Below are 19,848 nucleotides of genomic sequence, written 5' to 3'. Positions count from 1 at the left end.
GACTACAACAAATTAACCTTGATAAATCTCGGGTTTAAGAATCCCGATAAACGGAAGATTACGATACCTTTCAGCAAAGTCAAGACCGTATCCGACTACAAACTCATCAGGTACGATAAATCCTGCCACATCCGGCTTTAAATCAACTTTTCTTCCAGTAGGCTTATCTAGAAGCGTTACAATCTTAATCGACTTTGCTTTACGGTATTTTAGAAGGTCGATCAAATAGCTAAGCGTTAACCCACTATCTATAATATCTTCGAGAATAAGAACGTCTCGTCCTTCTACGGAAGTATCAAGATCTTTAATTATCTTTACTTCACCAGAAGAAACGGTTGAATTGCCATAACTTGATACGTCCATAAAGTCCATCTCAAGATGACAAGTCATCCGCTTTGTTAAATCACCCATGAAAGGCATTGCACCTTTAAGGACGCCAATTACAAGCGGAAAGCGATCCTCGTATTCATCTGAAAGCCGTTTCCCTAACTCGCGGCATTTCTCTTGAATCTGTTCTTCACTAATTAGTGTTTCTTGAATTTCATTTAACATCAGTGGTATTGCCCTCCCAACCTATGTAAGTGTTTTTTTCTCATAGTGCACGTGCACGAGCTGATTCTTTTTTGCAGACAGTGTTGCCTTTTCAGAACGAGTTACTCCAGCGACCCAGATTGTGTGGCCCATCACATCCTCAACGATTGGCCATACATCGCGTTCTGAACGGTCTATTTTACGGTCGATAAAAATATCTTTTACCTTTTTCGTCCCTATCATGCCTTTTGGCTGAATTCGATCACCAGGACGCCTGGAGCGCACAACCGCAGGAAGCAATTGCTCCTCAATAATAAGATCATCACTTGTCAGGTGTTGCGGAACGTCGTTAACTGGAATGGCCGTAATCGTTCCAAGTGGCGTTTCGACAGTACCCCATAAAGGGAGATGATACTTATACGGTTCTGGTTGCAAAAAGGTTTCAAAAGAAAAATAACAGGTGGTATAAGATTTTACCGCCCTCAGTTCCAGGGGTAGATTAAGGGAAGCAGAAGGGTGCTCAGAATCGAGCATTAACCGCAAATCCTCAATATGTATAGAAGAAAAAGGAGCATTGCCTGTATAAAGATAATTTAATATTAGATGAATCACTCTTCTTTGTAAAGGAATAGGAAGGCAATCATACGCCTTGTTATCCAACTTCACAAATTTGTCATATTGATCGATGATCACATCATCGAGATATCCCTTAGCTAAATTCATTAAAAATGCTTCGTCACTTTGAGCTCGCTCGCTATATAATTGGTATCTTGTATGGACATTGGGATTTTCTTCTTTAAGAAAAGGTAACACATGATTCCGAAAACGATTCCTCATATATTGATTGCTCTCATTAGATGGATCGAGCCTATACCCAAGTAAATGCTCCTTACAATAGTTCACGAGATGCTCCTTTGTAACGCATAGAAACGGACGAATGATTTTTCCAGTTGAGAAGGGACGTTGGACCGGCATCCCAGAAAGTCCAGAACCTGAGCTACCGTGAACCTGTCTCATAAGCATTGTTTCAATCTGATCGTCTCCATGGTGAGCAAGGGCCAGAGCGCTAGCATGATGTTTTTCCATTACTTTTCGAAAAAAATCATAGCGGCAATCTCGTGCTGCAACTTGTGTAGAGAGGTTTCGCTCCTTTTTGTAAGCATTCACATCTACCGTAGAAGCTTCAAAGATGATCCCTTCTTGTTCACAATAGCTCTCCACAAACGCTAAATCCTCAGCAGATTCCTTTCCCCGTAAACTATGGTCCACATGCGTGGCAACAATTGATAATTTTAATCGGGGAGCTAAACTTACTAAGTAGTGAAGTAGCGCAACAGAGTCTGGTCCTCCAGAAACTCCAATAACTAGCGTATCCCCATGTTTGATTAAATCATGCTTGTGGATAAAACGTTCGACATCTTGCAACAAACTCTGTCTTCCTCTCACTCACTGTCTCGATAAACAGCATTTCATTTTAGTACTAATAACCCAACTACGTCTTTTTCAAACCTTTCTTTTATATAGGCTCTGTTAAAAAACATGACCAACTAAGTATAAAGTATAGAAGAATAGAAGAAAAGCAACTATTAGTACGGTTTCAATCCATTTTGAGCTCTTTTGTTTCACACGTTTTGGAGGCTTCTGCCTTGAGGCTACCCTTGAGTTAGAAGGTGCTTCTGGTCGTTTACGGACCTTTGACTTATCTCCTTGCAGTAGGGAAAAAAGCTCCTGTCGCATATCTTGAGCATGTATATACTTCCCTAGTAGAGCCTTTCGAAGAATTGGCTTATACTCCCTTAGCAGATGACTTTGTTCCATTTTATTGAGCAAATAGGTTTCTGAGTCTTTTTTAGGACGGTCAAATCGCTTAGGGTAAGCGGCATTTATTACGATCATAGCTACAGAAAATAAATCATACGACGGCTCTGCTACTCGGTTGCCAAGCCCCCAGTATCCTCGATCGAAAAACTCCGTAAACTCCTTCACTGACCTTCCCATTGAAGTCGTCCCTCCCACATCAAGCCATCTCATAGTTGGAGGCGATCCTTCTACTAGAAGATTGTCTGGTTTTAGATCACCAAAAACCCAGCCTTCTTTATGAAGGGCTGAAAGATCACGGAGCAATTGAAGCATTAAAATCCCAATCCATTCTTTTCCTCTACGTTCAATGAAAGTAAAAAGAGGTTCACCATCAATATATTCCATCACATAAAACGGATAACGCTTCCCATTTATCTCCCAGTCATCCACCTCATAGAAAAACGGCCCAAGAACTGTTCCCTGGACCACCGAAAGCTGTTTTAGAACATTCACTTCTGACGTAATGGACATACTATCAGTACCTAATTTTAATGCGACTCGCCCCCTTGCAGAGTCAGCTAAGTATACTGTACCAAGTGCCCCGCTACCTAATTTCCTCATAATTTGGTAGCTTTGCTGATTCCATTTCCCACTTAGTCTTGTTCCACGAGAAACATCAGCTGCCTGATTCTTCGAAGTACCCGTCATCTAATAGCCCTCTCTTTGAGCGTTTTTTCTGATAAGCTTCAATCGCTTCTTTTAATGCCGGACCTGTTGGCGTAATGCCTCCAGATGTCAGCTTTGGAAAAATGGTATGAATATCTTTCAACATTGGCGTCCAATCCATTAGACGTTCTACTTGCTTTCGTTTCCCGGGAAATGCATATAGAGAATATTCGTTTTCACCGATTCTTGAATGAAGGCTAATTGAAAGATCAAGAAGGGCATCTTCTACCGTAGGAAGTTTATGCTGCATACTCGCACTTGTATCGATCATAATCAACACTTCGAGATCCATCGTTTCCCCCAGTTCATCGACCACTTCCACGACCTGCCCCCGTTTGTCAGGTGGTAAATCTTCTATTTCTTTTTCGCTACCCAAGATCGATTGCAATTCTTTATGAATGAATCCTTGAATCGTCTGGGTCATCGCTTTACGTGTAACCATTTGTACCGTATGCGATAGCTGCTTAGCATAAACAAGCTGGTGGATGCCCCCGCCAGATAATGCAATATTCTCAATTTCTTTTAGTCCATGATCTGTCCGCTCGTTTTCGTCTAGCACTCCAATTACATTCACTGTCATTCCATGCTCCCGTGCAAGAGCCGCCATTGCAACCGGATCTTCCCCCTGATTTGAACATCCGTCTGTGATTAATAGAATCTGTCTTAGCGTTCCTTTCTTCATCTCGACTCCTCCTTTTTTGCTGTTACAAGCATCGCCTTTAGGAGGAGAGTTTATACTTACCTACTGCGCTTTTTTCTTCCTGAATGAAGGAGCTGAATAGATTGGAATAGTTGACCATTTAGGCACATTACGTTTTATTCTTGCCACTACAATCGTCATGTCATCATCAATTCTGCCATACTCCGTCCTAATTACTTCTTCCATGATGAGGTCTGCAATTTCTTGTGGCTTATCTGTTGAAAGCTCTCTAATTTTCCGCTTCATCCAGAACTCCGGATTCTCTATATTTTTAACCCCTTCATAAATACCGTCGCTCATCATGATCAAGAGATCCCCAGCTTTTAATTGTTCACTTACGACCTCTACATCAAATTCTGGAATAATCCCCATCGGTAGATTACCAGATTCCACCATCATGACTCGATCGCCTCTTTTTATAAAGCTTGGAATTGATCCAATTTTAAGAAACTTGGCTGAAGCATCCTGTAAGTCAATCATGGCTAAATCAAGCGTTGAGAATATTTCGTCGGTATTTCGTAAAGATAGAACAGAGTTAACCGATTTAATCGCCACCGTCTCATCAATTCCTGAATGTAGAATTTTTTGAAGGAGTTGAATGGTTTCCGTGCTTTCCTGATGCGCTCTCTCTCCATTGCCCATTCCGTCACTTATCGCAATAGCATATTTGCCTGCACCTAGCTCAATCGTAGAATGACTGTCTCCAGATATCCAAGCTCCTCCTTTCGCTGCATTTGCTACGCCTGTTTCGATCACAAAATCTTTAGCTGAACCAAAGTAAAGGTGACATGTGTCGTGCTCATGTTCTGCACACACTTCTCTTTTCACGACGATGTTTTCCTTTAGAATATCTGACAGCATTGGAGCGATGACCTTTTCTCCTTCTCCTCTCCCTCCGCAGGCAGGTATCTTCATCTCAATGTCGACGTTTCCCTCTTCTAAGCTGTAGATTTCCACCTGTCCTACTTCCAGACCCATACTTTGAATGGCATCCATGATTTGCTCTTCTTGTTGGTGGAGGTTATCACGCTCTTTTTGTATTTCTTTCGCGAAATCCCCCATAACATGCGACACTCCACGCAATTGATCGGCAACGATCTTCCGGCTTTCACGAACTTGTTTTTTTAACATTCGATTGGCGTGATAGTGACTCATCTCCTTTCCAATAAGATCAATCACCTTATTTGCCTTAATGCAGTGCTTATCGAAATCTCTCTTCAGACTATAGTTAGTCAATTCCGCCGTTTGTTCCAGTTCCTCCATTATCCCTGTCATATACCCATAGGTGGCATCGAAGTTTTTCGCCCAGCAAGTTTCTTTCTTAAAACAATTTTGACAAGTCTTTTCTGTAACGTGACTTAGAAAATAATCAACTTCGCGTTCTGACTGTTCTTCACCTTGAAGATCGGCATCTGTAAAGCTACTAGAAAGAGCCTGAAATAAGCTTGAAAATTGTTCGACACGATTAGCTGTAACGTCGCGTACTTTTCTTAAGTATTGTTGCTGCTCATTCGCATGTTCCACCGTTCCCGGGATATATTTAGAAAGCTGTGAAGTAACTTTAGATGGTGTGAAGAAAAAGAGTAATACGGCAATCACAGACTCCATCAGATTAGGATATAGAAACTCAGGACCACTCCCATATAAAGCGATTAATAACGTACCGATCAGTAAACCCATACCAACTCCAACTTTTCTACCATCTTTCAATAACCCACCAAGTAATCCCGAGAACGCAAGCATACTCATCTGATAGAGACTAGCTACATTAGCGAGGGCCAGTATCAAGCCAGTAACCACGCCAACTGTTGAGCCAATCGCTGCTCCACCTACATATGCGAAAATTAATACGAGATACCGAGAAAGGATATTTTCAATTGAGAAACCATATACAACCCAACCTATTGTTCCTGTTAACATCGTTGCTAATAAAATGATAAAACTAATGATCTCTTCATTTTTTAGAGCCTGAGTTCTTTTCTTAATAGATAATACCGGTATACTCTGAATAAAAATAATGGTTAGTATCATTCCAAGAGCACCTTCAACAGCTGCTAGGATCCAATTTGTGTTAGCTAATGAACGTTCAGTAAGTAAACTTAGGATCAGACGTCCCAACATACTCGTTGAGAACACAAGTATGGGTAACGTCTTAACAAGAGAAAGGGAAGATAACTTCACAAAACGATTAATGAATAGAAAAACAAGAATGCCACACATTATAAATGCTGTATTCTGCAAATTAGCCGTTGATACCGCTCCAGCTAATAAAGCAACGATAATCATAGGTGCACGTTCTCGTCTCAGGAAGAATACTGCGCCAAAAAAAGGAATAGCGAAAGGAGTAACCTGAGTAAGGATAACAGCTCGTCCAAGTAGGAACCCAATCACAAAAAGCAGAAGACCTCGCTGGAATAGAATCGTTTCTAATCGACTCTTTGTTCCGTGAATCCATTTGCCCACCTTCGATTTTGACCTTTCCATCACTAGTTCGCTTTGCATTCCCCCACCTGCTTTCTTTCATTCTTTTTTTCACCGATCTGCTTGAAGCAGTTTGTGTTAATCATTAAAACACAATAGAAATTCGCTTTTTGTCAAAAAAAGAACAGGTATGATATAAACTTCTCGACTTCTTTCAGTGAAGCTTGTCAATCACTTGTAGACAGAACAAGAAACCTGTAAACAACTGGAACGATCCATATTATAGGAGAGTATGAATTTTCATTAGAAAGATAAAGCTTTTTCATGCTTTTCTATCTAAAAAAGCAACTAGAAATAAAAGGTCGAAATGTTAAAGATAAAAAAGAAAAGAAACTCTCATAAAACCAATAAAAGAATATTAATAACGTTTATTTTCACTATGAATCCTAGGACTCATAGTGAAATCATGAAAGACAAGACAAAAAAAACACCCTGCATTAATAAAATGCAGGGTGTTTTTTAGCAGACTATGTATATAACAAACATTCAAATGAATAGTTATTACTAATAAGTGGTGACCCGTACGGGATTCGAACCCGTGATACCGCCGTGAAAGGGCGGTGTCTTAACCACTTGACCAACGGGCCAATTAATAAAAATGGTAGCGGCGGAGGGGATCGAACCCCCGACCTCACGGGTATGAACCGTACGCTCTAGCCAGCTGAGCTACACCGCCATAAGACTGTTGCTTTCTTAAGCACAAGATATATAATACATTGCGAGAAAGTTTGTGTCAACTTCTTTTTAATATTTTTGCATAAAAATCTTATAATCTTCTTCAGAAACTATAAAAGATTCATTTCGTATAATCCTATACTGCAACTTACTTAAGAAAATTAACCAAAAACATTTACTGAGATGACAGGGAATACATCTTCACATATAACAAACCAGGCATGCGAATGCATGCCTGGTTTGTTATAGAATATAAATAGTAGACAACAAGCCCTAGCCGCGACGAGCGCCGCGACCACCGCGTTTTGACTCTGTTTGTTTCTTCAAAGTTGAAAGGCGGTCTTCACTGTCTTTAAGGAACTTGCTCATTTTATCCTCAAATGACTCTACCGGTGGACGTCCGCCACCACCGCGTGGCTTACCTTTAAAACCACCACCTCCAGGTCTTCCACCGCCTTGTGGACGGCCTCCTCCACCTTGAGGGCGACCTTGTGGACGGCCCTGAGGACGCTCAGGAGCAGGTCGATCTTTTGCTTTCTTAATCGATAAACCAATTTTACCGTCGTTTTCAACCTGGATGACTTTTACCTCAACCTGATCGCCAACTGAAAGAAAATCATTAATGTCCTTAACATAATTGTCTGCAACTTCACTAATGTGAACGAGACCTGTTTTGCCGTCTGGTAGTTCAACAAACGCGCCAAAATTTGTAATACCTGTTACCTTTCCCTGTAACTTGCTGCCTACTTCGATTGCCATGTAAAAAAAGCTCCTCCTTAGAATCTTTAAAAGATCAGTCGTACGCTAATTATACCCCTTCAAAAAACAACGTGTCAATTTGAGGAAGAAGGAAGCTTAAAGATTGTCTCTCCGGGTTTTGACATAAAGTAGTCTCTTCTTGCCAATTCACCGATATAATCAAGGTCATTAAGTTTCTCAATTTCTTCCGTTAAATATTTTTCCTGGTCTTTCAGTTTCGTTAATTCTTCTTCAGCCTGCTTTTGCTGTAAGTTTTTTTCTTCGATCGTTGCTGCCTGTGAAGTGAATACGGAGATGAATAGAATAGCTATGGCTAAAGCAGCTACCGCGAAGGCTGTCAGACGCCGTACAAGACCTCTCTTTCTTCGTTCTTTCACTTTGTCCTGTAGCTGTTTCTCTTGATGATATTCCGAATGCACTTCCGTAACTTTAGGCTTACGCTTATTCGCAGTAACCAAGCTTTTCCCTCCTCACTTTCGTATTTTAGTTAACCAATGGTATATGTAGTTCTTTATTTTATCGGCAACTCCTGCTAATTTTATTAGTGGCATTTGTACCGATTGTGGTATTAATCGCCAGATCAACGAGAATCCCCACTTTAACGGTACCCAAAAAAACTTAAAGATAAACCAAAAAATGGTTGTCATGATACTCACTATCATCATACATAAGCTAAATACAACTTTCAATATGAACCTTATCGGCTGATAAATAAGATAAATAAATAAAGACTTCACAAAACGAATAATAGCAATAGTTATTAAAATGATTCGTTCAAGTAAACGGCGATATAACGGTTGAAAAAGGGACCGATATGCTGCATAACCACATAATATGGCCAAAAAGACATAAAATCGTAATTCACCCTCGTTAACAAGATAGAGAACATAAAAGATAATCAGCCCTTGTAGCAACCAGAAAACGATATCGTTCGCATAGAGCCACAAACTTTTACTTCTATCTGGATGAAGAAAACGGCTATAGGTATCCATGGCTATACCAAGCCACACCCCCATAGCCACCATGGCTACCATCGTATAAAATTGCACCGTTAGCGTCATTTGAACAGCTTGCTAAAGAAACCTTTAGCTTTTTCCCCTTCGTGATGATCGAGATAACTAAGATCAAAGATTTTCCCTTCGATCGAAACACGACCTTGCTCGACATTTAAATTTTTCATTTTCAAATGCTGCCCTCTGATCGCAAGAAATCCCATTGCTGTTTCTAGAAGAAATTCTTCATTATCGAAGCTATCGACGTGCTTCACACCTGTAATTTCAAGCGACTTTCGCGACTTCATAACTAAATCATGCTCTGGGGTGTTAGAAGCCTTATCGTATGTGCCATATTCATAATAATTATCCATCGCTCTCCTCCTCTTCTCGATACATGTCTATGAGAAGAAGAGATCATTTAGAACAAGCTGTTCTGATGGCTAAAACGATTCAAAAAGTAGCCCATTCCCTTCTCATTAAAAGAGAATTTCAAAATGAACATCAATAAAAAAAAGACCCTCTCGGATCTTTTTTATTCACCTGCAGCTTCTTCTTTTAAAATGGTAAACATATTGCTAGCTTCTTCTTTCTTCGTTGTTTCTTTAATTTCATCAACTCGGGCCGTCACTTTCTTATGACCAAAGGAAATCACCAGTTCGTCGCCGGCCTTCACATTTGTTCCAGCTTTAGCTTTATTTCCATTCACTTCAATTCGTCCTTTATCACAAATTTCTTTTGCGATTGAACGACGTTTAATTAAACGCGATACTTTCAGAAATTTATCTAATCTCATTTGTTTCAACGCTCCCTATTAAATTCCTTTTTCTTTTGCCTTATCCCAGAAGTGATCAAGTTCCTCAAGTGATAAATTCTCGATCTCAAGTCCCTTTTCCTTTACCCGATTCTCAATATATTGAAAACGCGAGAAGAATTTATGATTCGTGCGATGGATCGCCACTTCCGGATCAACTTTATAGTACCGAGCTAAATTGACGACAGCGAACACTAAATCGCCTAATTCGTCTTCTCGATCATCAAAAGATTTTTCATTTACAGCTTCTTTAAATTCGGCTAGTTCCTCATAAATCTTTGCCCAAATCGGTTCAACTTCGTCCCAGTCAAACCCGACTTTCGCAGCAGCCTTCTGGATTTCATTGGCGCGCATGAGACCTGGAAGCCCTTTTGGTACCTGATCAAACTGTGATGGTGCAATTTTCTTTTCTTCTTCTTTCACTCGCTTCCAAACACCAGCTACTTCCTCGGCTGTTTGCACATTTTCGTCGCCGAATACGTGTGGATGCCTCCGTATTAATTTGTCGTTTAGCTTATGAATCACATCATCCACAGAAAACATACCTTCATCTTCACCTATCTGAGCATGAAGCATAACTTGAAGCAGCACATCACCAAGCTCTTCTGCGAGATGCTCTTCATCTTGATCATCAATAGCTTCTAATACTTCATAGGCTTCTTCAATCAAATATTTTTTGAGAGACTCATGCGTCTGCTTTCTATCCCACGGACACCCCCCAGGTCCTCGCAGTGTTGCAACCACATTTCGTAACCATCCGAAATCCTGGTAGAGAAGATTTTCTTCTTTTACTGGAGGAACGTAGACAGCGGTTAAATTATTTACTTCCATCGAACGATCTAATTCAAATAGGGGAACAGAGACGATTTTCTCATCCCGACTTCCCGCTGCTTGCAGTACAGTAATTTCATAATCGTCAGGTAAGAGCTCCATTAATGTGAGTTTTACACTCGATGCTGTAAATTGATCATAAACTTGGACAAAGATTAAGTGATTACGTACCTGAACCTCAGACTTTGTAAAACGCGTGGCATCTAGAATTTGACAACCTTCAATAGGATCGATTCGAACTGCAGTAAAAAGCGCATCAAGAAAGCTTTGACCTCCAGCAACAGTCACTTCAACACCATGTTGAGATTGTTCTTCCAACAGGAGCTGTACGGTTGCTTCAGCCATCATTGGATGACCAGGTACTGCGTAAACAAGCGATCCTTTTTGTGCTTCATGAAACAGCTGATTAACAATGGTTCGATAAGTCTCCTCGAAAGATTCATTCGCTTCATATACCTCATCAAACCCTGTCATCGATAGCCCATCATCCATCAATTCCCTAAGAACGGGATGATCAAGCGTCCTAGCAAATATCCGTTCAGCTGACTGAAGCGTGCGGTAACTTCCTAGTGAAAGCTGACTGAGATCTCCCGCTCCAGTTCCTACAATTGTTATACGTGGCATCGCTTATGCCCCTCTCCGTAATTTATTTTGATAGATCGTAATAATTTCTCCTTTTGGCAATTGCATTAATTCTTTCTCTGTAAACACCCGCAGCGCTAATGTTGCAAACCCAAAAACGATGCCTCCGAGTAATGCGCCTCCAAGTGCTGAAACGCTTGAAAGCCCCCTAGAAAGGAAGGAGGGGATAAATAGTTGCAGAATGATTACTGCTGCACTCATGAACATAACGGCTGTTACTGCACGCCTTAAATGAAATTGGTACTGGAGAAGCCCTACTTTGTAATATACGGCAAGAATGGCGAGCGTAGCGACAACGACAAAGCCAAAAACCGTGGCCACTGCCGCCCCATTAATACCGATAAGCGGGATTAGAACAAGGTTTAACAATCCCTTAACTAGTATTCCAATTCCAGCATACCGAGCAGCGTTTCTCGCTAAGCCTACTCCTTGCAAAACACCTGCTGCCGTCATGCTAAGCGAACTAAAAAAGATTGCAATGGCAAGGATACTGAGCGTAACAGAAAGGGATTGATCTTTAAATAACATCATGTTTGTCTCACTCATAATAATGGCCAATCCCGCTGCAGCAGCAAGCCCTATTACAAAGCTCACTTTAAGAGCAAGAGCTGCTTTTTCGCGAATCAATATCTCATTATTCTCTGCAGCCGCTTTAGAAATGACTGGGACAATCGATAATGAGAGAGATGTGGCCAGAACGGTACCAACCTGCATTAATGGCTGTCCTCGATCAAATACCCCTTTCATTTCACGAGCTTCTAAAGAAGAAAGACCATGCTCAGTTAATCCCGGCACAATCGTTAAAGCATCCATTAACTGAAATAGCACCAATACAAGCGCACTTACACAAATTAACGTCCCTTCTGTTAGGAGCCTACGCGCAATGCCAATGAACCGAAAAGGCTCAAATTTGATTTTCGTTATTTTAGCTACTCGTTTTTTAAATCGAAGCACTACAAGAAGCAATAGCGCAGCGACTCCTCCTAATATTGACCCTAGCGCTGCACCTGTACCAGTCGCATATGCATCCGCTCCGCCCGCTACAAGACCAATTGAAATAGCAAGAATAGCGATAACACGAATCGATTGTTCTGTCACTTGAGACCATGCAGTAGGTACCACATTTTCCTGCCCCTGAAAAAAACCTCTGATTGAAGCAATGCCAGGCATAATAAGAAATGAAAATGCCGTCATTCGCAGAGGACCAACTAAATTTCGATCCGCCATTAAAGCCGCCACCGCTGGCGCACCTGTATAAAGCAAAATAAAGCCTGTAATGCCTAGAATCACAAGCACGCAAAAGCTATACCGTGAAAGCTCCTCAGCCTTCTCATACTCACTTTTTGCAATTTCTTCTGAAATAAGTCGGGAGATCACGACAGGAAACCCATATGTAGCAAGTATTATCGCGATTGAGTAAAATGGATAAATTTGTTGATACACATAAAAACCGATGTCACCAGTTATATTTTGATAAGGAATTCGATAGCCGACGCTGAGGACTTTCATAAAAAGGGCTACTGCAGTTAGCAGAAGTGCGCCTTGCCAAAATCCTTTTTGATTTTCTTCTTTTGTCATATACACCTGCCAAATGAAAGTACCAGTTTATGTACGAATTATATCACATGAATAAAAGTGGGAAACTTTTCAAGCTTCATAAAACGAAGAAAATGGAGGCATTGGCCTCCATTTTCTTCTATACTTATTGTTCCATTTGTCTTGCTAGGAAACCAGCTGCCGTTTCAGACAGCTTTTGTTCCAATTCAGTCACTTTTTCATCTTCTTTTGCAAGTAGAATCACCGTACCAATTGGATCGCCATTCGCTATAATTGGAGCTATCACGTGACCTGTATCAACAGGAACACCTTCAATGAGCTCTGACTTACTTTCGTTCAGTAAACTTCTTCGCTCATTCATTGCTTTTTCTACAGAATCGCCAATGCTTTTGTTCAAATACTCTTTCTTTGGTCCCCCCGCAGCTGTAATATAGACATCTCGGTCAGATATGAGAGCAATGTGTCCCGAATGTTCTGCAAGAGACTCGGCATACTCTTTGGCAAAGTCACCTAATTCACTAATGGGAGAATACTTCTTAAGAATAACTTCCCCTTCGCGATCAACAAAAATTTCTAATGGATCTCCTTCTCTAATCCTGAGGGTTCTGCGAATTTCTTTCGGAATGACAACACGACCCAAATCATCAATACGACGAACGATACCTGTTGCTTTCATCTAAGTTGCCTCACTTTCTGGAAGTTGTAGGTGATTGCTCCAATCACTTTTACTATTGTTTGTTCTACAATATGTTTCCATTAGTATCCTTTCGAGGTATCAGTTCTATTCACAAACCTGTCAAAATTATGAGATTCATCCAAAATCGACTTTAATTCGCATTCATTGGCTGTTTTACTGCTTGCTTCACTTTCTTTAAGACTTTCTCAACAAGCTGTAGGTGAGCTTTTGTATCAAGACCTCTCCCTTTCACCGTTACCTTCACTTTATTTCCATCTGCTCCTAAAGCTAACTTATTTCCAAATTCATTCGCTACTTCAAAAATTGTTTCCCCACCAATCGCCTCTCGAGCCGATTCGTGGAATAGAAGTTGTATATCTTTTTTACTTCGGCCAACTTTCTCAACCTTAACTTCTTTGGCAATCTCTTTCATGCGGGAGACCTGGAAAAGATAGTCCACTTCTTCAGGAAAATCACCGAAGCGATCCATCATTTCATCTTGTAAGTCCATAATATCTTTCAACGATTCAATTGATCGGAAACGTTTATACATATCGATTTTCTGTTTCTCATCGTTAATATACGTACCAGGAATATAGGCATCCACTTCAAGGTCAATTTCAACGCTAAATGCTTTCTCTTTCGGTGCATCACCTTTTCTTTCTTCGATGGCATCTTTTAACATTTGAGAATATAAATCAAAACCAACTGAATCAATAAACCCATGCTGTTCTGCACCCAAAAGGTTACCAGCACCTCGAATCGAAAGATCTCGCATCGCAATTTTAAATCCAGAACCTAGCTCAGTAAATTCCTTAATCGCTTGAAGACGTTTTTCCGCTACTTCGGTTAAAACCTTATCCCGTTGATAAGTGATATAAGCATAAGCTACTCGGTTGGAACGCCCAACGCGACCACGTAGTTGATAGAGCTGAGAAAGTCCCATTTTATCCCCATCATACACGAGCAGTGTATTGACATTAGGAATATCAACGCCTGTTTCAATAATCGTTGTACTTACAAGAACATCGTAATTGCCATCAAGAAAATCAATCATCACAGATTCAAGCTCCGTCTCAGTCATTTGACCGTGTGCAAAGCTAACTCTTGCTTCAGGCACTAGTGTACGAATTTGGTCTGTCATGTATTCAATTGATTCCACTCGATTATATAGGAAATAGACCTGTCCCCCTCGAGCAAGCTCTCTTTCAATTGCCTCTCGTACAAGCGTGCCGCTATATTCAACCACATACGTTTGAACTGGGAAGCGATTCTCAGGCGGGGTCTCAATCACAGATAGGTCCCTCACACCTAACATCGACATATGAAGCGTTCGTGGAATTGGCGTTGCAGTAAGAGTAAGCACATCGACATTCGCTTTTAACTTCTTAATTTTCTCTTTATGTGTTACTCCAAAACGCTGTTCTTCATCTACAATAAGTAACCCAAGCTCGTTATAGGTGACGTCCTTTGATAAAAGACGGTGCGTACCAATAACAATATCCACGGTCCCATTTTTTAATCCTTTTAACGTCTCATTTTGCTCTTTACGTGAGCGAAAACGACTTAATAAGCCAATGTTAATCGGATGATCTGCAAAACGCTCTTGAATCGTTGCAAAATGCTGCTGAGCTAGAATTGTAGTTGGAACAAGCAAGGCTACTTGCTTTCCGTCCATTATAGCTTTAAAAGCGGCACGGATACTGACTTCTGTCTTACCGTAACCAACATCTCCACAAAGCAATCGATCCATCGGACGTGTTTTTTCCATATCCTCTTTAATTTCTTGAATGGCTCTAAGCTGGTCGTCTGTTTCTTGATAAGGGAAGGCAGCTTCAAATTCTCTTTGCTCTTCCGTATCTTTCTCAAAGCTGTGGCCAACGCTTGCTTCACGTTCTGCATACAATTTAATTAAATCGTCTGCAATATCTTCAACGGAAGATTGTACTTTACGTTTAACTTTCTTCCATTCTGTTCCACCGAGCTTATATAGTTTTGGTTCTTTTCCTTCAGATCCAACGTACTTCATCACCTGATCAATTTGTTCAACTGGTACATACAAGTTGTCATTACCAGCATAGCTCACATACAGGTAATCCTTATGAATACCACTCACTTCAAGGGTTCGGATACCGAGATACTTTCCTATCCCATGATTCACGTGAACGATATAATCGCCTACTTTTAGTTCTGAATAACTCTTGATTCGCTCGGCATTAGACATCTTTTGAGAGCGACGCGGTTTTTTCGACTGTTTCGTAAACACTTCCGCCTCTGTTAGAACGGCTAGCTTTTGCATCGGCAGTTCAAATCCACCATTAAGACTTCCGATTAATATCTGTGGCTGCTGATGAGAGATCGGCGTATCTTGTTCGACCATCATCGCATTAATTTCATAATCCTCTAGTACACGTTCAAGTCGTTTACGTCTTTCTTCCGTTGCTGCAAGAAAGACAATCGCCATACCGCTTTTCTTCCATCGTTCAATCTCAGTACTTAATACTTTCATCTGACCATGGAAATTTTGCATCGCTTTACTTGAAGCATTAATGATATTCTCAGGATTTGTATAGGGAACATGTCGTAAGAAAATCGATAAATAGATAGTTGAGTGTACAGGCTTAGCGAATAACGTATCATAAGATCTCGATAGGGAAACAGACGAGACAATCTCTCCTTGATTGAGAAGAGCTGTTTGCCATTCTGCTTCTTCCTTATCCAGATCAGATGACATTTCCTGAATGCGACTCACTTCATCAAAAACGACCAGACCATCATCGGGTAAATAGTCTAGCAAACTCGCAGGCTGATCGTAATAGAAGTCCATGTATTTGATAACACCCTGAAAATTTTGCTGGCTTTTTAATTGATCAATTTCGTAAGTAATGTTTTCATGCATTGCTTCTTTTACTTTCTGATCCTTCACTTTCTTTAAAGAAGTCTGAAGTTCTTGTTGAAGACGTTCTGCCCCTTTTTCATAGTGCTCAGGGAATAAAACAACTTCGTCTGCTGGTCCTATCGTAATTCGTTCTGTTTTATTAGCAGAGCGCTGAGACTCGATGTCAAAAAATCGAATCGAATCAACTTCAGTATCAAATAACTCAATTCGTATTGGGCTATTTTCAGTCAATGGATAAATATCTATGATACCACCACGCACACTGAACTCCCCCGGTGAAGATACCATTGGTACTCGTTCATAACCCATCGCTACAAAAGTAGCGAGTGTTTCATCCAAAGGAATATCGTCGCCTAATGTAAACGAAATCTGGCTTCTTTCCCAGATACTCTTCGGTGGTAAATATCTTCTTACTCCCGAGATCGGGGCAATCACAATACCATTGTTATTTTTCATCCAATAATTTAAAGCTTCCATTCGCTGCCCTCTTAATTCCGGGCTAGCAATCGCGATTTCCGAAGAAATGAGTTCATTAACTGGGTATAAGTACACTTCGTCTGGTGAAACAAGCTCACACATGTCTTCATACAGCTTTTGTGCTTGATATAAATTATGGGTAATAATCAGCTGGGGGCGCTTTGTTTCATGATAGAGAGAAGCCATTAGGAACATCCGAGCAGAACCAGCTAGCCCTGCAACAAGTTGTTCTTTAAGACCCTCTTTCACCCCGGTAAAAACGGACTGGAATTCATCGCCCTTACTAAAATATTCTCTTAAGCCTAACATCGGTAGGTTATTCTCCCCTCTCACTCTGAAAAGCGCAAGCGCACATGTAGTCCCAAGAAACGCTTCCACCAATTAGCCAAAACAAATCTTGATTGTTTTGAAAAAGGCGAAGCAGCCCAAGGGACCTGTCACTGAAGCTAGACTTCTCTTAAATTTATATTCTATAACACAGACTATTCTTTATAATCATTCTGTTAACGCAAAAATGCTTTGGACGAACTCCCAAAGCTTCTTACTGAATAAATGTATCAAGCTCATGAAAAGAAGGCGTACGCTCCATAGCTTCATGACAATCTTCACAAATGGCTTTCACTTCAATTGTACCATCGTGGTGGTAATGAACCATTGCTTGCCGCTCCTCTTCAGTGAGCTGCTGAAATCCGAGTTCATCAGCTGTGTGATTCATCTGTGACAATCTTCCAATCTCAGCTCTACAGTGACGACATACGTAATGAATATCCATAACAGATCCTCCCTGTTCCTAACTTTTACTAGTATGGACGGGAGAATAGAAGGATATTCATGTGTTATATTGATTCATTACTTCTGGGAACGACGTCGTTGTCCATGCTTCACAAGCTTTGACCGTCTGTTCAATGGCAAGCTGAATTGGCTCTGCCTCTTCTTTAGAGAATGGCTTTAAAACGTAGTCAATAACGGACTGTCTGGCAGATCGATCTATTCCTATCCGCACTCTCTTAAAATCTTGAGTATGAATGTGCGTGATAATCGACTTCATCCCATTGTGACCACCGGCGCTACCTTTTTGACGAATTCTCACTTTACCAGTAGGAAGGTCCAAATCATCGTAAATGACTAGCATATCATTCACTTCAATATTAAAGTATTCCATCAAAGGACGTACCGATTCACCTGACAAGTTCATATATGTTTGCGGTTTTAAGAGGTACACTACTTCTCCGTTTACTATACCTTTCCCATAGATCCCTTGAAACTTCTTTTGATCTAAAGATATGCCTAAGTCTTTCGATAGCTGATCAATAGCCATGAATCCTACATTATGTCTTGTATTATCAAATTTCTTCCCCGGATTACCGAGGCCTACAATTAATTTCAACAGCTGACGCCCTACCTTTCATTACTTTTATTCTATCCTATCAAAAATGCGAGCACTTATTCACCTGTTAGCTCATTATCTTGAAAAAAAGACGTAACCCGTTCGGTTACGTCTTCGAAGTTTATTCGGTTTTCGTTGTTTCATCATCAGTTTTTTCTTGATCTGCTGGTGGCTCTTCAGCCACTTCATCAGCTTCTTCTTCGTCTTCAGCAGGTTCTTCCGTCGGAGGAACAATCGAAGCGATTGGCTCTTCAGCGTCTAGAAGAATTTCGTATTTATCTCCTTTTGGAAGATCTCCCGCTTGAATAGCGTCTCCAATGTTAAGTTCAGCAATACTAACGTCGATGCTATCAGGGAAATCGTTCGGCTTCGCTTTTACGAGAATCTCGTGAAGCATTTGCTGAACAACGCCACCCTCTTTGCTACCTGCAGCTTCGCCAGTCAAATGAACTGGAACCTCCGCTTCAACTTCCTTGTTAAGGTCAACTGAATAGAAGTCTACGTGAAGAACTTGATTCTTGATTGGGTCAACTTGCATGTCGTAAACCATGACTGGGTAAGTGCCCTGTCCTTCAAAGTTCAATTCAATAACGCCGTTTTTTCCGACCTGACGATATACTTTAATGAACTCTAAAGCGTCAACCTGTACCGGTGCGCTTTTGCGGTCTTTACCGTAAAGAACAGCCGGAAGTCCTTCTTCTGTTTCGCGTAATGTTCTAAGTTCACTTCTTTTTTTCGTATTACGATCTAATGCTTTTAATGTTGCTGCCATTTGAAATCACCTTCCTGATTAGGTTTTACTCTTCTATATGGATACCCATAATCACGAGGCAATAAACATAAATTATTTAATCAAATAATTTACTTACAGAAAGTTGCTCATGAACACGGATGATTGCTTCACCAAGAAGAGGTGCAACAGATAGTTGTGTGATTTTATCGATTTGCTTATCATGCGGAAGCGGAATCGTATTTGTGATAGCAAGTTCCTTAATTTTAGATTGATCGATGCGTTCAATAGCTGGTCCTGATAAAACAGGGTGCGTACAGCATGCAAAGACTTCAGTCGCTCCATTTTCGATCAATGCATTGGCTGCTAAGGTAATTGTACCGGCCGTATCAATAATGTCGTCAATAATGATTGCCGTTTTCCCTTCAATATTACCTACAATATTCATGACCTCTGCTACGTTTGGACGTGGACGACGCTTATCAATAATAGCAATTGGTGCCTTCAGTCGCTCAGCAAGCTTGCGAGCACGAGTTACACCGCCATGGTCTGGAGATACGACAACAATATCTTCAAGGTTCTTTTCTTCAAAGTGTTTAGCGAGAGTCGGAACCCCCATTAATTGATCAACAGGAATGTCAAAGAATCCTTGAATCTGAGAAGCATGAAGATCGAGTGTAATGAGTCGAGTTACTCCAGCAACTTCAAGTAAGTTTGCAACTAACTTCGCCGTAATGGGTTCACGAGACCTTGCTTTACGATCCTGACGTGCATATCCATAATAAGGGAGTACAATATTAATTGTTTTAGCTGAGGCTCTCTTTAGCGCATCAATCATGATAAGAAGCTCCATAATGTTTTCGTTTACTGGAGCACAAGTTGATTGGATAACGTAAACGTCACACCCACGAATACTCTCTTCAATGTTAATCTGGATTTCCCCATCGCTAAAGCGAACAACAGAACATTTCCCCATCGGAACACCAATATGTTCTACGATCTCTTCTGCAAGATCAGGATTCGAGTTTAAACTAAACACTTTCAAGTTTGGATCTAAATAATTAGCCATTGGCCGGTACCCCTCCATTAATTAGTAAGAAAAGCGCGAGCGTCTTAATCACTTCAAAACGATTATGCATTGTAGTAAGACACCAAGAGTTCAAGCTTTCTT

General features: G+C 40.7%; 18 protein-coding genes and 2 tRNA genes. All 20 read right to left on the bottom strand.

The genetic code is table 11. From position 1 onward, the window contains the following. Positions 1–12 precede the first annotated feature (12 nt). The 20 genes from hpt to AC0VYH_RS00320 all read right to left on the bottom strand — a co-directional run bounded on the left by hpt (position 13) and on the right by AC0VYH_RS00320 (position 19,746). Positions 13–552 carry a hypoxanthine phosphoribosyltransferase gene (gene hpt, locus AC0VYH_RS00415; protein ID WP_098445932.1) on the bottom strand — a complete coding sequence of 180 codons (540 nt, stop codon included), beginning with the start codon at positions 550–552 and terminating at the stop codon, positions 13–15. Positions 553–573: 21 nt separating this feature from the next. Then, positions 574–1,959: a tRNA lysidine(34) synthetase TilS gene (gene tilS, locus AC0VYH_RS00410; RefSeq protein WP_475366281.1), complete on the bottom strand. Its 1,386-nt coding sequence runs from the start codon at positions 1,957–1,959 to the stop codon at positions 574–576. Positions 1,960–2,061: 102 nt separating this feature from the next. Next, positions 2,062–3,039 (bottom strand): serine/threonine protein kinase, encoded by a 978-nt coding sequence (locus AC0VYH_RS00405; protein ID WP_430243479.1) that lies wholly within the window; start codon positions 3,037–3,039, stop codon positions 2,062–2,064. Then, positions 3,008–3,739 (bottom strand): vWA domain-containing protein, encoded by a 732-nt coding sequence (locus AC0VYH_RS00400; protein ID WP_404684336.1) that lies wholly within the window; start codon positions 3,737–3,739, stop codon positions 3,008–3,010. The genes AC0VYH_RS00405 and AC0VYH_RS00400 overlap by 32 nt, the downstream gene beginning before the upstream one ends. Positions 3,740–3,799: 60 nt before the next feature. Next, the gene (spoIIE, locus tag AC0VYH_RS00395) at positions 3,800–6,259 is read right to left on the bottom strand and encodes a stage II sporulation protein E (RefSeq protein ID WP_430243483.1); all 2,460 of its coding nucleotides are present in this window, start codon (positions 6,257–6,259) and stop codon (positions 3,800–3,802) included. Between the two features lie 491 nt (positions 6,260–6,750). Continuing rightward, a tRNA-Glu gene (locus tag AC0VYH_RS00390) sits at positions 6,751–6,825 on the bottom strand. Positions 6,826–6,837: 12 nt separating this feature from the next. Further along, positions 6,838–6,914 (bottom strand) — tRNA-Met (locus tag AC0VYH_RS00385). A 272-nt stretch (positions 6,915–7,186) separates the two neighbouring features. Beyond that, positions 7,187–7,672 (bottom strand): S1 domain-containing RNA-binding protein, encoded by a 486-nt coding sequence (locus tag AC0VYH_RS00380; protein WP_194222608.1) that lies wholly within the window; start codon positions 7,670–7,672, stop codon positions 7,187–7,189. A gap of 74 nt (positions 7,673–7,746) precedes the next feature. Next, complete coding sequence (locus tag AC0VYH_RS00375; RefSeq protein ID WP_226616861.1) at positions 7,747–8,130, bottom strand: FtsB family cell division protein; 384 nt, start codon at positions 8,128–8,130, stop codon at positions 7,747–7,749. Positions 8,131–8,142: 12 nt separating this feature from the next. Next, complete coding sequence (gene yabQ / locus AC0VYH_RS00370) at positions 8,143–8,733, bottom strand: spore cortex biosynthesis protein YabQ (RefSeq protein ID WP_430243485.1); 591 nt, start codon at positions 8,731–8,733, stop codon at positions 8,143–8,145. Then, on the bottom strand, positions 8,730–9,038 hold the full coding sequence (yabP, locus tag AC0VYH_RS00365; RefSeq protein WP_194222605.1) for a sporulation protein YabP: 309 nt from the start codon (positions 9,036–9,038) through the stop codon (positions 8,730–8,732). Before yabP ends, yabQ begins: the two co-directional genes overlap by 4 nt. 161 nt (positions 9,039–9,199) lie before the next feature. Further along, positions 9,200–9,460 carry an RNA-binding S4 domain-containing protein gene (locus tag AC0VYH_RS00360; RefSeq protein ID WP_194222604.1) on the bottom strand — a complete coding sequence of 87 codons (261 nt, stop codon included), beginning with the start codon at positions 9,458–9,460 and terminating at the stop codon, positions 9,200–9,202. A gap of 18 nt (positions 9,461–9,478) precedes the next feature. Beyond that, positions 9,479–10,933, bottom strand: coding sequence for a bifunctional methyltransferase/pyrophosphohydrolase YabN (gene yabN / locus AC0VYH_RS00355; RefSeq protein ID WP_475373178.1), 1,455 nt, complete (start codon positions 10,931–10,933; stop codon positions 9,479–9,481). Positions 10,934–10,936: 3 nt separating this feature from the next. Then, entirely contained in the window at positions 10,937–12,529 is a 1,593-nt protein-coding gene (locus tag AC0VYH_RS00350) for a putative polysaccharide biosynthesis protein (protein ID WP_475373177.1), read from the bottom strand. 124 nt (positions 12,530–12,653) lie between these two features. Continuing rightward, entirely contained in the window at positions 12,654–13,184 is a 531-nt protein-coding gene (gene spoVT, locus AC0VYH_RS00345) for a stage V sporulation protein T (protein ID WP_194222601.1), read from the bottom strand. 151 nt (positions 13,185–13,335) lie between these two features. After that, the gene (mfd, locus tag AC0VYH_RS00340) at positions 13,336–16,869 is read right to left on the bottom strand and encodes a transcription-repair coupling factor (RefSeq protein WP_475373176.1); all 3,534 of its coding nucleotides are present in this window, start codon (positions 16,867–16,869) and stop codon (positions 13,336–13,338) included. A 232-nt stretch (positions 16,870–17,101) separates the two neighbouring features. Then, the gene (locus AC0VYH_RS00335) at positions 17,102–17,332 is read right to left on the bottom strand and encodes an anti-sigma-F factor Fin family protein (protein ID WP_283153210.1); all 231 of its coding nucleotides are present in this window, start codon (positions 17,330–17,332) and stop codon (positions 17,102–17,104) included. A gap of 57 nt (positions 17,333–17,389) precedes the next feature. Further along, on the bottom strand, positions 17,390–17,947 hold the full coding sequence (gene pth / locus AC0VYH_RS00330; protein ID WP_430243493.1) for an aminoacyl-tRNA hydrolase: 558 nt from the start codon (positions 17,945–17,947) through the stop codon (positions 17,390–17,392). Positions 17,948–18,068: 121 nt separating this feature from the next. Then, positions 18,069–18,719: a 50S ribosomal protein L25/general stress protein Ctc gene (locus AC0VYH_RS00325; protein ID WP_194222597.1), complete on the bottom strand. Its 651-nt coding sequence runs from the start codon at positions 18,717–18,719 to the stop codon at positions 18,069–18,071. 76 nt (positions 18,720–18,795) lie between these two features. Beyond that, the gene (locus AC0VYH_RS00320; protein ID WP_194222596.1) at positions 18,796–19,746 is read right to left on the bottom strand and encodes a ribose-phosphate diphosphokinase; all 951 of its coding nucleotides are present in this window, start codon (positions 19,744–19,746) and stop codon (positions 18,796–18,798) included. Between the last annotated feature and the right edge of the window lie 102 nt (positions 19,747–19,848).

This window comes from Anaerobacillus sp. QJM3NY_32, assembly GCF_056173645.1.
This window is presented reverse-complemented; position numbering and strand designations above follow the sequence as displayed.

Bases quoted from the DNA above. Each gene is read 5' to 3' on its own strand.
- AC0VYH_RS00380 (WP_194222608.1), bottom strand. From the start codon at position 7,672: ATGGCAATCGAAGTAGGCAGCAAGTTACAGGGAAAGGTAACAGGTATT.
- AC0VYH_RS00405 (WP_430243479.1), bottom strand. From the start codon at position 3,039: ATGACGGGTACTTCGAAGAATCAGGCAGCTGATGTTTCTCGTGGAACA.
- AC0VYH_RS00335 (WP_283153210.1), bottom strand. From the start codon at position 17,332: ATGGATATTCATTACGTATGTCGTCACTGTAGAGCTGAGATTGGAAGA.
- AC0VYH_RS00350 (WP_475373177.1), bottom strand. From the start codon at position 12,529: ATGACAAAAGAAGAAAATCAAAAAGGATTTTGGCAAGGCGCACTTCTG.
- yabP (WP_194222605.1), bottom strand. From the start codon at position 9,038: ATGGATAATTATTATGAATATGGCACATACGATAAGGCTTCTAACACC.
- AC0VYH_RS00360 (WP_194222604.1), bottom strand. From the start codon at position 9,460: ATGAGATTAGATAAATTTCTGAAAGTATCGCGTTTAATTAAACGTCGT.
- hpt (WP_098445932.1), bottom strand. From the start codon at position 552: ATGTTAAATGAAATTCAAGAAACACTAATTAGTGAAGAACAGATTCAA.
- mfd (WP_475373176.1), bottom strand. From the start codon at position 16,869: ATGTTAGGCTTAAGAGAATATTTTAGTAAGGGCGATGAATTCCAGTCC.
- spoIIE (WP_430243483.1), bottom strand. From the start codon at position 6,259: ATGCAAAGCGAACTAGTGATGGAAAGGTCAAAATCGAAGGTGGGCAAA.
- yabQ (WP_430243485.1), bottom strand. From the start codon at position 8,733: ATGACGCTAACGGTGCAATTTTATACGATGGTAGCCATGGTGGCTATG.
- AC0VYH_RS00400 (WP_404684336.1), bottom strand. From the start codon at position 3,739: ATGAAGAAAGGAACGCTAAGACAGATTCTATTAATCACAGACGGATGT.
- yabN (WP_475373178.1), bottom strand. From the start codon at position 10,933: ATGCCACGTATAACAATTGTAGGAACTGGAGCGGGAGATCTCAGTCAG.
- AC0VYH_RS00320 (WP_194222596.1), bottom strand. From the start codon at position 19,746: ATGGCTAATTATTTAGATCCAAACTTGAAAGTGTTTAGTTTAAACTCG.
- spoVT (WP_194222601.1), bottom strand. From the start codon at position 13,184: ATGAAAGCAACAGGTATCGTTCGTCGTATTGATGATTTGGGTCGTGTT.
- AC0VYH_RS00325 (WP_194222597.1), bottom strand. From the start codon at position 18,719: ATGGCAGCAACATTAAAAGCATTAGATCGTAATACGAAAAAAAGAAGT.